This is a genomic window from Bradyrhizobium sp. Ken01 (assembly GCF_055807355.1).
Genome location: NZ_JBVVPC010000055.1, coordinates 1 through 13,451 on the forward strand (window position 1 = coordinate 1; position 13,451 = coordinate 13,451).

Sequence of the window (13,451 nt, forward strand, 5' to 3'; positions counted from 1 at the left end):
CCAGCGCCCGCTCGGCCGGCAAGACGGTGTCGTTCCGCGGGCAAGACGTCGTCATCGAGGAGCTGACCGAACGCGCCTTCGAAGGCGTCGACATCGCCCTGTTCTCCGCCGGCGGCAGCATCTCCAAGAAGTACGCGCCGATCGCCGTCAAGGCGGGGGCCGTCGTCGTCGACAACTCCTCCGCCTTCCGGATGGACCCGAACGTGCCGCTGGTAATCCCCGAGATCAATGCGAACCGCATCCGCGACCACAAGGGCATCATCGCCAACCCGAACTGCGCCGCCATCACGGCGCTGGTGCCGCTATGGCCGATCCACCAGACCAACCGCATCAGGCGCGTGATCATCTCGACCTATCAGGCCGCGAGCGGCGCCGGCGCCGCCGCAATGGACGAGCTTGTCGAGTCCACCCGCGCCAATCTCAACGGGCAGGTCTATACGCCCAAGGTGATGCCGCACCCCTATGCCTTCAACCTCTTCAACCACAACACCGCGGTCGATCCCGAGACCGGCTACAATGATGAGGAGACCAAGGTCATCAACGAGACCCGCAAGATCTTCGAGGACGAGACTATCGCCATCGGTGTCACCTGCGTCCGCGTGCCGGTGCTGCGCGCCCATTGCGAGGCCATCACCTTCGAATGCGAAAAGCCAATCACCGAGGACCAGGTCCGCGCCATCATGGCGCAGGCACCCGGCGTGAAGATCGTCGACGACCGTGCCAAGAACAACTTCCCGATGCCGATCGACGCCTCGGGTCAGGACGACGTCCTGGTCGGCCGCATCCGCAAGGACCTCAGCGATCCCTCCGGCCATTCGATCTCGATGTTCGTGGCGGCGGATCAGCTGCTCAAGGGCGCGGCGCTGAACGCAGTGCAGATCGCGGAGCTGTTGCCAGGCAACAACGCGGTGGGCTCTTGGCGTGTCGTCGATGTTGCGGAAGAAAAGTCGCGTACTTGCGCGGCGGCTTCGCCCTGCAGGGAATCTTCGCTTTCCTCAACTGACAGCAGTTCGTCGAGTGTGCTGTTCGTTACCTCGATCGACGAACTGCTTAATGGCGATGCCGCCAATGCCGTCCTCGCCGCCGCCGGTTACAACTTCCGGCGGGCTCCAGCTTTTGTTGCGCCAATCCTCGCCCAGCTCATCATCCGACTTCAGCTCGTCTCAAGCTGAAATCCGTATTCTTCATGGACGACTACCTATCTTGAAGACGGCGACTGGGCCGTGCCTACCCGCACGATCGCCATCATCTATCTTCAAAGGCGCCGTTGCCCACCGCGAGGGCTATGCCGCCGCTGGGATCGCGGGCACTGCGTCCATATCGTCTATCATGCGGATCGCCTGTGGACAGGGCCGCACCCCCGTCTAAAGCATGCCCGGATGGCGCGGCTTGGACCCGAAGAGAATTCATCGAAACCTCCGGATTAGTGAGCTGGTGCGCACGCTCCAATTCACTGGTGATGTCGCCGCCGAGCTGCTCGATGATCCCGCTCAGCTAGGTCGTCAGTTCCTCGACCTGTTGGGGCTCGTGTCCTGACGCGCGACAAAGCCATGCAGGTTAACAGGCATGGTAATCCTTTCTTAATAGCGTTGGTGCGCTCCCTACGAGCCGTTCAAGCCCTACGGAGATCAAGTCGTGTAGGGATGCTCAGAAAAGTGGGGCAGCGGCGAGGCGGCGAGTTGTCGTGCGAGGTCGTGTGCAATGTCGTGTTCGCAACATATCGGCGGATACCAAACAAATGCGGGTTGGCTTTCGGAGAGGAGACACGCGTTGCGCTTCGCTTGCGTGCAGTTGGCCGCGTAGCGGCCCGTGCGCAGAAGTGTCAGGCGATCGGCCCGACATTTGCTCCGCTGCTTGCCAACGGCGTGCGGCTCACCTGCTTTGTCGCGATGTCCGCTGCAGAACGTGGATCTCTACCGACCAAAGGCCATGACATGAAGAATTCCAGGTCCCTGACAATCAAGGTGCTAGGCACGGCCACTTTTGCCCTGGCTTTGATCACGCGTACAGCGCTGGCGGTCGAGTCCAAAACGGAAAATGGCCGGGATCCTAGCTCCCGGGGCGCTCCTGTGAACAGGAGCGTTCTTGCCTAGATCACACCCACCCGCGAACGACCAGCGAGCTTCATACTTCAGAACGGCCTGCAAGTCGTGGTGATCCCGGACCACCGCACGCCCGTGGTCACGGAGATGATCTGGTACAAGGTCGGTTCGGCGGACGAGACGCCGGGCAAGTCCGGGCTCGCGCACTTCCTCGAGCACCTGATGTTCAAGGGCACGGACAAGCACCCGGTCGGCGAATTCTCCCAGACCGTGCTTCGCGTCGGCGGCAACGAGAACGCCTCCACCTCGGTCGACTACACCAACTACTACCAGCGCGTGCCGCGCGAGCAGCTGCCGACCATGATGGAGTTCGAGGCCGACCGCATGACCGGCCTGATCCTCAAGGACGAGAACGTGCTGCCGGAACGCGACATCGTGCTCGAAGAGTACAACATGCGCGTCGCCAACAATCCCGACGCGCGGCTGAACGAGCAGATAATGGCCGCGCTCTATCTCAACCATCCCTACGGCCGGCCCGTGATCGGCTGGCACCAGGAGATCGAGAAGCTCGATCGCGAAGATGCGCTCGCCTTCTACCGCCGCTTCTACGCGCCCAACAACGCGATCCTGGTCATCGCCGGCGACGTCGAGGCCGCCGAAATCCGTCCGCTGGTCGAGCGCAATTTCGGGCCGATTGCCGCCCAGCCGGCGATCCCGGCGCGGCGCATCCGCCCGCAGGCGGCCGCGCCGCGCACCGTCACGCTGTCGGATCCGCGCGTCGAGCAACCCAGCGTGCGGCGCTACTATCTGGTGCCCTCGGCCGCGACCGCCGCAGCCGGCGAGAGCGCCGCCCTCGACGTGCTGGCGCAGTTGATGGGCAGCGGCAGCAATTCCTATCTCTACCGCGCCCTCGTCGTCGACAAGCCGCTCGCCGTCTCCGCCAACGCTAGCTATTCAAGCATCTCGCTCGATCCGACCCAGTTCGCGGTCTCGGCCGCGCCGAAAGCCGGCGTCAGCTTCGTCGAGGTCGAGCAGGTCGTCGACGGCGTCATCGCCGACCTCGCGCAGAACCCGGTTCGCGCCGAAGACCTGGAGCGGGTCAAGACCCAGCTCATCGCGGAAGCGATCTACGCCCAGGACAACCAGGCGGTGCTGGCGCGCTGGTATGGCGGCGCGCTGACCACGGGCCTGTCGATCGAGGACATCAGAAGCTGGCCGGACCGCATTCGCGCGGTCACCGCCGAACAGGTGCGCGCTGTCGCACAGAAATGGCTCGAGAAGAAGCGCTCGGTAACGGGCTATCTGATCAAGGACACAGCTAGCACCAAGCGCGAGGAGAAGCGTTCGTGACCTATCCTTTTGCTTTCTCGCGCGCGCGGCGCGTCGCATTGTCCGTTGCCACCGGCGCGGTGCTCGCGCTGGCTACGATCTCGCCGTCACAGGCGGCCGCAAAGATCCAGCACCTGATCTCGCCGGGCGGCATCGAGTCCTGGTTCGTGCAGGACGCGACCGTGCCGCTGATCGCCATGGAATATTCCTTTGCCGGCGGCTCGGGCCAGGATCCCACGGACAAATCGGGGGTCGCCAATCTGGTCGGCGACCTCCTCGACGAAGGCTCCGGCGATCTCGACTCCAAGACGTTCCACGAACGTCTGGACCGCCGCGCCATCGAGCTGTCCTTCAGCGCCACCCGCGATAGCTTCCGCGGCAGCCTGCGCATGCTGCGCGACAACAAGGACGAGGCCTTCGACCTGCTCAGGATGGCTTTGACCTCGCCGCATTTCGAGGCCGCCGACGTCGAGCGCATCCGCTCCCAGGTGATCTCGGGGCTGCGCCGCGAGACCACCAATCCATCATCGCTGGCGAGCCGCAAATTCCTGGAGGTCGCCTTCGGCGATCATCCCTATGCCCGGCAGACCAACGGCAACCTCGACAGCGTGCCGACCATCACGGTCGCCGACATGAAGGACTATGTCGGCCGCGTGCTTGCCAAGGACGGACTGAAGATCGCGGTGGTCGGTGACGTCGATCCGGCCACGCTCGGCAAGCTGCTCGACCAGACCTTCGGCGCGCTCCCCGCCAAGGCCAACCTCGTGCCGGTGCCCGACATCGAGGCCGCCAAACCGCCGCAGCGCGCCTTCGTGGCGCTCGACGTGCCGCAAACGGTGATCACCTTCGGCGGCCCCGGCGTGAAGCGCAGCGATCCGAACTTCATGGCGGCCTATGTCGTCAACCACATCCTCGGCGGCGGCGGATTGTCCTCCCGGCTCTATCGCGAGGTCCGGGAGAAGCGCGGGCTGGCCTATTCGGTGTTCGAGTCCCTGCTATGGATGGAGCATTCGGCGGTCTTCATCGGCAACACAGGCACGCGCGCCGACCGCGCCGGCGACACCATCGATGCCATCGAGAAGGAGGTGCGCCGCATCGCCGAGGAGGGCCCGACGCAGAAGGAGCTCGACGAGACCAAGTCCTATCTCAAGGGCTCGCAGATGCTGGCGCTGGACACCTCCTCCAAGCTTGCGCAGGCGCTGCTGCAGTACCAGCAGCCAAGCGGCGCTTTGATCAATCGGATTCTCAAGCATCATTTTTCTTCTGCGTTGAGGTGCAGCATAACGGCTTCCGGATGACCGAAATACCGCGTCGTGCTAGTAGGTGCAAGGTTCCTTCCAAAGAGTTCTGCTCGCACTCGATGACAGCGACAAGAAGTCCGTCTCGAGGCGATATCGATGCACGTTCGTGCCGCGGTGCTGCGCCTGTGCCGGGTCCCGCGCCTGCCGGCATGAATGTCCGTGATGTGCCCGAATTCGAACGGCTCGAAGCCGAACTGCGGCGCATGGATGCCGGCGGACCAACTGCGGTTGATTGGAGCAAAGTCAGTACGCTGTCGTTCCATATCCTGGCGAACCAGTCGAAAGACATTCTGGTTGCCTGTTGGGCCGCCTATGGTCTCTTTCGGACCAAAGGATACCAGGGCCGACCAAGCGGGGACGGGCGCGGATCGGAGCGATCGATTGGCTCGTTTGCCGCGTTGCCGGCCGAAGTCGGCAGCACAACCACTGACCTTTCGCTGGTCGATCAAGTCCTCGCCGAAAATATCTGCTGATTCCCCAGGGTGCGAAGCTGATCGGCCAACACGACAGCTCTGTCGGTTCGGCCAGAGCCGCATCCTCTTGGTCTGGACCGGCGCCATCATGCCCGACGGCAACTCGATTGTGCTGGAACGCCAACCCGGCGCCTGCCGCAGCAGCCGCTGAGCTGGCGAGAGACGGTCCGAGGCGCTTCCTCAGACGGGGCGGTTTTCGCTTCTGTTCTTTACCGGCTCCATTTTGGCCAGGCCGTCCTCGTATGAGATCTCCGTGTATGATCCATCGATGTCCTTGGCTGCGTCGAGCAAGTAGTCGAGTCTACCGGCGGTACCGAGCTTCTTGATGTCATTCTTGTCGACGCCGGCGAGGTCCATCATCTCTTTCCACACAGTTGATTCATCGCAAGGCAGAATGCGGAAGGTGATCTCGCCTATCTTGGTGCGGTACTTCGCGAGCAGATCAACGTTGTTGCAGAAGATGAAATAGCTGCCTTTGGGGCTCAACCTGCCGTCCAGCACCTTTGCGGCCTCAGGTAGATATGCGAAGGAATGCAGATATCCGGCAAGAACTGGAATGGTGGGTTCGCCCTCCTGCGCGATTGCAAGAACTTGTTCGATAGAATAGTCCGGCGGTCGTTTTTCGTCGGCGAGCTGGGATTGAAACTTCAGCGCGATGTCGCCTCGAAATCCAAATCGCCCCGACTTCGTTGTTTCACTCTTAAGCACCGCATTCAGCAACCGCCCCTCCTTGTCCAGCGGGCCAAGAGCGGTGTTGTCGATCGAGGTCATGGAAGGCTCCCCATCAATGTGTGGTGTGCACGCGTCGCCCAATGCGACGTGTCCGCTACCTTCATGCAAGTTGTTTGCCGTCCCCCTATGTCTGCGTCGACGTAGAGCGTAAGCGGCGGCTTGGCGCGATGTGCATGGATACGTGCTGGCACCATCACCAGGTCTCGGCCGGATGATGTTGGGATGCTGGAAAGCCGCCTGTCGCGAACCCGACAGGTCGCAAATCGAATGGGTCGTCGCCTGCAAGACCAAGTGATTTCAGCTGCATCTCGACTGGCATGGGATTTGCGAAGTGTACCTTGCCACAGAAGTGAGAGCGAGCCAGAGATGATCAACCTAACGGATAGCGCCATCAACGCACTGAAGGCCGCAATCTCCTCGACAGCGCAGCCGGCGAGCGGTTTGCGGATCATGATCGAAGGCGGCGGCTGCCAAGGGTTCACATACAAAATGGGCCTTGCCGATGAGCCGAGCTCCGATGAGACCGTGTTCGAGCAAGGCGGGATTAAAGTCTTCGTCGACAACGCGAGCCGGGCGCATCTGAGCGGCACCACGATCGATTTCGTGGTGTCACTCGAAGGATCAGGGTTCCGCTTCGATAACCCAAATGCCAAATCGAGCTGCTCCTGCGGCAAATCGTTCGGCTAAGTTGCCTTGGGACCATTGGCGATGGAAGGAGCATCGAACATGGCCCTGAAGGCTGAACGAACGAATCAGTCTTCGACTGTCGAGCCTGCCGATCGCGAGCGGATTGTCAGCGCCGTGCTCGATGAGATTCGGCCAAGCCTCAGGCGTGATCGTAGAGATTGTGAGCTCGTCGAAATCGACGGCAACAAGATCATGGTCAGGCTTACCGGCGCCTGCATGTTATGCAAGCTTGCGGGCACGACGCTCGCGGCCATTCAGGCGCGCCTGGTCGAGCGGCTCGGCGAGTTCGTCCGCCTGATCCCGCTCCCCGGAGCTGCCAAAGTGGGACATTAAGTGCAGAGCGGAGAGTCCGTGCGGCCGATCTACCTGGATAACAACGCGACGACCCGTGTACATCCCTTGGTGGTTGCGGCGATGCTGCCGTTCTTCTCTGCGCAATTCGGCAATGCGTCGTCCGCGCACGCATTCGGCATTGAGGTTGCGCCCGCATTAAAACAAGCGCGCCGGAAGGTGCAGGCCCTCATTGGCGCGGCATTCGATCACGAGATCGTCTTCACCTCGGGCGCGACTGAATCCGACAACACGGCGATCCTGTCGGCGCTCGCCGTACAGAAGGGACGCGACGAGATCGTCACAACGGCCGTTGAGCATCCGGCCGTGTTGTCTCTTGCCGAGGAGCTGGGCCGACGAGGAGTCAAGACCCATGTCATTCCGGTCGATGCAAGCGGCCGATTGGACATCGAGGCTTATCGCAACGCATTGTCGAGGCGCACGTCAATCGCCTCGGTCATGTGGGCCAATAATGAGACGGGTACGATCTTTCCGGTGAAATCCCTCGCCCAGATGGCGCGCTCAGTCGGCGCGCTCTTTCACACCGACGCGGTCCAGGCGGTCGGGCGGATTCCGATTGACCTGAAGACCACGGACATCGACATGCTGTCGCTCTCCGGCCACAAGCTCCATGGTCCGAAGGGGATCGGCGCGCTGTATCTGCGCAGCGGCATCAAGTTCCGGCCGCTGATCTTCGGCGGCGTTCAGGAGCGGCGTCGCCGCGCTGGCAGCCAAAACGTTCCGGGCATTATTGGGCTCGGCAAAGCGGCGGAACTCGCAGCAGCACACCTCATACAAGAGCAGATGCAGATTGGCGCCCTTCGCGACCGGCTGGAGCAAGGCATTCTCGCTGTCGGCTGTTGCATGGTGCTTGGCCATATCAAGAATCGCTTGCCAAATACGTCAAACATTGCCTTCGAGCATCTCGAAGCAGAGGCAATCGTCCACCACCTGAACCGCAACGGAATTGCCGTCTCACTCGGTTCGGCCTGCGCGTCCGGCTCGATGGAACCGTCCCACGTCCTGCGCGCGATGAAAGTACCACCGGCCTTCTTGCGCGGTGCGGTTCGCTTCTCGCTGTCGCGCGAGACGGCGCCGGATGAGATCGATCGTGTCCTACAGGTCATGCCGGACATCACTGCCAAACAGAGAGCCTTGTGGCGTGCGCGTCAGGAGCGCGCGGGCGAGAGCTCACAACTTGCGGAGCTCCCATGAAGGTCATGATTCGCCGTTCGCCCGAGACGGGCCTTTCGATTTATGTGCCCAAGAAGGATCTTGAGGAGCCGATTGTCGAATGGGAGCACGAGACGCTGTGGGGTGGTTGGATTAGAATCGCGAACGGCTGGGTGCTCGACCTACCGGCGATGGCGAGTGACACCACTCTACCAATCACTATCAACGCCAGGAAGCGCGGCGGCGAAGCAACCGAATGATGAATGCTGCGGTTCCACAGACTTCGCCAAACCAGCGATGCGGAAGCTATTCTTGCCGGGGCGGTCCGGCATCTGCGAGGAAGGCCACATCGTTCCTTGGGCTTGGGCCTGGCGTAGCGGAAGGTTTCAGCCGAGCGCGCTGATCACTCCGGAAGCGCTCGAAGCGTTCTTCGGAACCAAGATCGCGGCGGCGCACGGTGGCAAACGCAACATCTCGGCCTAGGCCAGCACTGAGGCGTCGGGCCAGCGCGTTGGCGTTGATGGGGGAAACCCTCGCGACGCCCATTGCACTGACATCGCCAGCCCGGTCGTCGCATTAACGGCGTCAGGCCAATTGCTGCAACTCCGCAACATTCAGTGTCGAGAGGATTGAATGTCGCGCCGGGCCAGGTCGTAGCTGAAAAATCGTGATGCAACGTTCGCGATGCAAATCCTTGAACCATGTCGGAGCTACGCGTCAATGCCAAGGTTGTAATGAAGCATGGTCACAGAAAGAGCCTCGACGAAGTCGCGAACCGGAAGGCCAACGCCTTCCGCTCCTGACGATGATCCCTATCTATGGCTGGAACAGATCGAAGGCGCGCGTGCGCTGAACTTCGTCGAGCGGCAGAATAGCAGAACACTTCAGGTGTTTGGCGGACCGGCAGCCGAACGAGACAGAGATGCGCTGACGGCGATTTACGACCGACCTGACAATATCCCCTATGTCAGCCGGCGCGGCGGGTATCTCTACAATCTGTGGAGGGACGCCAACAATCCACGCGGCCTCTGGCGGCGAACCACCCTGGAAGAGTATCGCTCGCTGAAGCCGTCATGGGACGTCTTGCTCGACCTCGATCAACTTGCCGTCAGCGAAGGCGAAGACTGGCTTCTAAACGCCACGGTCGCACCGCCTGGAAGTCACTCGCGGTGGATCTTGAGTCTATCGCGCGGTGGCAGCGATGCCGTGACCTTGCGTGAATTCGACACTGATACGAAGCTCTTCATCCGCGATGGCTTTATCTTGCCCGAAGCCAAAGGCAGCGGCGTATGGTTCGATTCTGATACGCTCGTGTTGTTAAGCTCCTATGGCGACGGCATGGCCGCGACCACCGGCTATGCGCGCACGGTGAGGCTGTGGCGGCGCGGTACGCATGTTGAGCAAGCGGCAGTGATCTTTGAGACCAAGGCTGCTCATGTGTCAGTCGATTGCAGTGTTGACGACACCGTCGTGCCGCCCAGGATCTGGTTCCTCGATGCGACAGACGTCTCCAATTGCGTGGTCTGGCTCGGCGATGAAACGGGCGCCAAGACGAGGCTCGATCTGCCAAGTAACATCTGGATGCGGTCGCATCGCAACTGGCTTGCCCTGAAGCCGCGCGAATCCTGGTCTGTGGCAGGGCAGACCTATGCGGCGGATACGGTGCTCGTCATCCCGCTGCCGGCATTCCTGGCGGGCAGCCGCCAATTCGAGGTTCTCTTCGAGCCGGGTCTGCGCCGTGCGCTGCAGAGCTTCTTTTGGGCTGCGGGCAAGCTCGTGCTTTGCATTCTCGACGAACTCCGGCCAGTCTTCGAGATCTGCACACCATCCGATTATGGCTGGAACCGCGAGCAATTGGCCGGGCTTCCTGATCTTGGCGTCGTCGAAATCTGGTCTTTCGATCGCGATCCGTCAGAGAGCAATGGCGACTTGCTGGCCCACGTCGAGGATCCGCTCACGCCGCCGTCCCTCATCCTGATGGAGCGCGGCGTTACCAGTCCCGCCGTGCTGAAGCAGGCGCCGAAGACGTTTGCCGCGGAGCACTGCGTGGTCACGTGGCACGAGGCCATCTCGATCGACGGTGAGCGAATTCCCTATCTGCAGACCGGTCCCGTCAGGCAGCCCGGCAACGCGCCGGTCCATATGAGCGGATATGGCGGGTTTGGGATCTCCGTGAAACCGTACTACAATTCCGCGCTCGGTAAGCTTTGGCTCGATTGCGGCGGCACCACGGTTCAGGCAAATTTGCGCGGCGGCGGCGAGTTCGGCACGCGCTGGCACGACGCCGGTCGGCTCGCCGGCAAGAGATTGTCGCATGATGATTTCGCAGCGGTTGCCGCCGATCTCGTTAGGCGCGGCGTGACACAGGCCAAGCGGATCGCGGCCGAGAGTGGATCAAACGGCGGCATCCTCATCACCAATATGTTAACGCGATATCCCGAGCGCTTTGGCGCGCTGTTCTGCGCGATCCCGCTGATTGACATGCGCCGCTACACAAAACTGCTCGCCGGGGCGAGCTGGCTCGCCGAATATGGCGATCCCGACAACGCTGAGGAGTGGGAGTGGCTGAAGACCTATTCTGCGTATCATACCGCAAGACCCGGGCAGTCCTATCCACCGATCCTGATGGCCACCAGGCGGCGGGACGATCGCGTCCATCCCGGACATGCGCGCAAAATGGTAGCGAAGCTGCAGGCGATGGGCTATGAGGCGTATTTCTACGAGCATGCCGCTGGCGGCCACGGCTACGGCAAGGACAACCGGGAGCACGCCGAGTTGCTGGTGCTGGGCCTCCGTTTCCTGAAGAGCAGGATCGGCTGGCTGGATGCCGAGACCTCAGCGATGTAGGTAGTTGTTGGACGGCAGTTCGAGCGATGTCGACCGAGGCGGCTGCAGCTCGTGAATCTGATCGGCATCTACACCCCCGCGATCTATTCGAGAGCCAGCCAACGTTTGGACGCACGATCGAATTCGTGGCTGTCGGCACCGTGGCCACCAGGCGTTTCTCTTCACCTGCCTGACAATGCCTTCCGGAATGTCACGTAGAGGCCCGCGTGATCTTCGGCATAGGTCGGTAACGGGGCTGCTTCTTGTCTGCAACTACGAAGAATCGCCACACCAAGTTGTCCTTCAAAGCGTCCGGAACGTCTTTTGCGGATTGTGCTTTGCACTGGCGTCACATTTTGGCGACAAGATCAACTTTACAGGACGCCAGCCGCCCTGCTCTTCCAAGCGCCTAGATGAAGCAGCCTACCCGTCGCCAAAACAACGCTGCCAGCGCTCTTGTGATCGCAATCTCTGTCAGCTTTCCAACATGAGTTGATAACACCGACATACGAGCAACGTGACCTAACTGCTTGAAGCGAACGCAAAAATCATTTGTGGCAGACATGGCACGCCAGTTGCTCTTGGCTCTTCAGAAACGACTCTGGGGATGTTTGCCGGAAAAGTGCGGCCTGCGGAGAGAATTGGAAGAATGAGTACTTCAGCGCAACACCAGCTATCCTGCGGCGGCGGCGAGATCAGAGAGACCATGCAAGTTATGGCTAAGCACAAGGGCTGCGGTACGATCGGTGGCAGCGGGAAGGCGAGCTGCGGATCTCAGGCCGGCATCGGCAATCTGCCAAACGAGGTCTGGGAAAAGGCGAAGAACCATCCCTGCTACAGCGAGGAGGCGCACCACCATTATGCCCGCATGCATGTCGCGGTCGCACCCGCCTGCAATATCCAGTGCAATTACTGCAATCGCAAATACGATTGCGCCAACGAATCGCGCCCAGGCATTGCCAGCGAGAAGTTGACGCCAGAGCAGGCCGCCAAGAAGGTGCTGGCGGTCGCTTCCGCGATCCCTCAGATGAGCGTGGTCGGCGTTGCCGGCCCTGGCGACCCCCTGGCGAATCCGGACAAGACATTCAAGACGTTCGAGCTCGTCAACAAGCTCGCGCCAGATATCAAGCTGTGCCTCTCGACGAACGGTCTTGCGCTAGCCGATCATGTCGACACGATCACCAGACTCAAGGTCGATCACGTGACGATCACGATCAACATGATCGATCCCGAAATTGGTGCAAAGATCTATCCATGGATCTTTTACCGCCACAAGCGCTACACCGGAATTGAAGCCGCAAGCATCCTCAGCAATCGGCAGCTCCAGGGCCTGGAGATGCTGACCGCGCGCGGCATCCTGTGCAAAGTCAACTCGGTGATGATTCCCGGGATTAACGATCAGCATCTGGTTGAGGTTAACAAGGCCGTGAAGTCGCGCGGCGCCTTCCTGCATAACGTGATGCCGCTGATATCGTCGCCCGAGCACGGCACCGTGTTCGGTCTCGGTGGGCAACGCGGCCCGACCGCACGGGAAGTGACCGCGTTGCAGGACAGCTGCGAAAGCGAGATGAACATGATGCGTCATTGTCGCCAGTGCCGGGCCGACGCCGTCGGACTGCTCGGGGAGGACCGCGGCGCAGAGTTCACCATGGAAAAGATCATGGCCATGAACATCAAATACGACCAGCAGGCCCGAAAGGAGTATCAGGCCAAGGTCGAGAAGGCGCGCATTGCAAAGCTTGCGGCCAAGCAGGAGAAGCTTGCAGAGCTCGCCAGCGCGTCCAGCGAAATCAAGGTGCTGGTGGCGGTTGCAACCAAGGGCTCGGGATTGATCAACCAGCACTTCGGTCATGCCAAGGAGTTCCAGATCTACGAGCTCTCGACTTCCGGCGCAAAATTCATTGGTCATCGTCCTATCCACCCCTATTGCCAGGACGGCCATGGCGAGGACAGCAAGCTCGAAATCGCCATCGGCGCCATCAAGGATTGCCACGCCGTATTCGTCTCAAAGATCGGCGGCTGCCCGAAGGCCGAATTGATCAAGGCCGGCATCGAGCCGGTCGATCAGTACGCCTGGGAGTCCATTGATGGGTCAGCAATCGCCTGGTTCAAACTCTATCTCGATAAAGTCAACGAGGGAAAGATCAAGCACGTTGAGCGGGTCGATTCGGCGGCCAGCCACAACGCGCTGATTTCCGCCGCCTGAGGATGGGTTCAGATAATGCCGTTCAAGATCATCGCCTCACAATGCACGGGCTGTTCGGCGTGCGAAACACAATGCCCGAATCTCGCTATTTCCGAGCGAGCCGGCGTTTTCCTGATCGATCCTGAGAAATGCACCGAGTGCGCCGCCTACTTTGATGAACCGCAATGCGTGGCGGTTTGCCCGGTTGACAATACGTGCGTGCTCGACACGGCGCTGCCGCGTCACCAGATGCCTGCGTGAGGGCCACGATGGATGTCACCACGACACGAACGGTTCAGAAACTCTGGCGGGTAATGCTCGACGAGGCGCCGGTCGCGCCGGTCGCCTTGTCATACCGGGTGGACGGTTCGCC

Annotated in this window: 12 protein-coding genes and 2 pseudogenes; 13 read left to right on the forward strand and 1 reads right to left on the reverse strand. The window is 61.1% G+C overall.

Features of this window, described 5'->3' with window-relative positions:
• The 5 genes and pseudogenes from AC0L3S_RS33865 to AC0L3S_RS33885 all read left to right on the forward strand — a co-directional run.
• Positions 1-896: pseudogene (locus AC0L3S_RS33865) on the forward strand (aspartate-semialdehyde dehydrogenase); the annotation flags it as partial.
• A gap of 1,197 nt (positions 897-2,093) precedes the next feature.
• Positions 2,094-3,392: a M16 family metallopeptidase gene (locus tag AC0L3S_RS33870; protein ID WP_374762372.1), complete on the forward strand. Its 1,299-nt coding sequence runs from the start codon at positions 2,094-2,096 to the stop codon at positions 3,390-3,392.
• Positions 3,389-4,669 (forward strand): M16 family metallopeptidase, encoded by a 1,281-nt coding sequence (locus AC0L3S_RS33875; RefSeq protein ID WP_259217577.1) that lies wholly within the window; start codon positions 3,389-3,391, stop codon positions 4,667-4,669. The genes AC0L3S_RS33870 and AC0L3S_RS33875 overlap by 4 nt, the downstream gene beginning before the upstream one ends.
• A gap of 62 nt (positions 4,670-4,731) precedes the next feature.
• Positions 4,732-5,145: a type VI secretion system ImpA family N-terminal domain-containing protein gene (locus tag AC0L3S_RS33880; RefSeq protein ID WP_259217576.1), complete on the forward strand. Its 414-nt coding sequence runs from the start codon at positions 4,732-4,734 to the stop codon at positions 5,143-5,145.
• A pseudogene (locus AC0L3S_RS33885) lies at positions 5,121-5,278 on the forward strand (TrbI/VirB10 family protein); the annotation flags it as partial. The gene AC0L3S_RS33880 and the pseudogene AC0L3S_RS33885, both read left to right, overlap by 25 nt.
• A 47-nt stretch (positions 5,279-5,325) precedes the next feature.
• On the opposite strand, the gene AC0L3S_RS33890 reads toward AC0L3S_RS33885, so the two are convergent.
• Positions 5,326-5,916: a hypothetical protein gene (locus tag AC0L3S_RS33890; protein WP_219682315.1), complete on the reverse strand. Its 591-nt coding sequence runs from the start codon at positions 5,914-5,916 to the stop codon at positions 5,326-5,328.
• Positions 5,917-6,243: 327 nt separating this feature from the next.
• On the opposite strand from AC0L3S_RS33890, the gene AC0L3S_RS33895 reads away from it, so the two are divergent.
• The 8 genes from AC0L3S_RS33895 (at position 6,244) to AC0L3S_RS33930 (ending at position 13,339) form a co-directional block, all read left to right on the forward strand.
• On the forward strand, positions 6,244-6,564 hold the full coding sequence (locus AC0L3S_RS33895) for an iron-sulfur cluster assembly accessory protein (protein ID WP_259217575.1): 321 nt from the start codon (positions 6,244-6,246) through the stop codon (positions 6,562-6,564).
• A gap of 39 nt (positions 6,565-6,603) precedes the next feature.
• The gene (locus AC0L3S_RS33900) at positions 6,604-6,897 is read left to right on the forward strand and encodes a NifU family protein (RefSeq protein ID WP_259217574.1); all 294 of its coding nucleotides are present in this window, start codon (positions 6,604-6,606) and stop codon (positions 6,895-6,897) included.
• An 18-nt stretch (positions 6,898-6,915) separates the two neighbouring features.
• Positions 6,916-8,109: a cysteine desulfurase NifS gene (nifS, locus tag AC0L3S_RS33905; RefSeq protein WP_259217573.1), complete on the forward strand. Its 1,194-nt coding sequence runs from the start codon at positions 6,916-6,918 to the stop codon at positions 8,107-8,109.
• On the forward strand, positions 8,106-8,327 hold the full coding sequence (gene nifT / locus AC0L3S_RS33910; RefSeq protein WP_219682318.1) for a putative nitrogen fixation protein NifT: 222 nt from the start codon (positions 8,106-8,108) through the stop codon (positions 8,325-8,327). Before nifS ends, nifT begins: the two co-directional genes overlap by 4 nt.
• Positions 8,328-8,364: 37 nt before the next feature.
• Positions 8,365-8,550, forward strand: a complete 186-nt coding sequence (locus AC0L3S_RS33915) for a hypothetical protein (RefSeq protein ID WP_456652770.1) — start codon at positions 8,365-8,367, stop codon at positions 8,548-8,550.
• Between the two features lie 258 nt (positions 8,551-8,808).
• A complete protein-coding gene (locus tag AC0L3S_RS33920) occupies positions 8,809-10,914 on the forward strand; it encodes a prolyl oligopeptidase family serine peptidase (RefSeq protein ID WP_259217572.1) in 2,106 nt (701 codons plus the stop codon).
• 628 nt (positions 10,915-11,542) lie between these two features.
• Positions 11,543-13,099: a nitrogenase cofactor biosynthesis protein NifB gene (nifB, locus tag AC0L3S_RS33925; protein WP_219682319.1), complete on the forward strand. Its 1,557-nt coding sequence runs from the start codon at positions 11,543-11,545 to the stop codon at positions 13,097-13,099.
• Positions 13,100-13,114: 15 nt separating this feature from the next.
• Positions 13,115-13,339: a 4Fe-4S binding protein gene (locus AC0L3S_RS33930; protein WP_219682320.1), complete on the forward strand. Its 225-nt coding sequence runs from the start codon at positions 13,115-13,117 to the stop codon at positions 13,337-13,339.
• Positions 13,340-13,451: the final 112 nt, after the last annotated feature.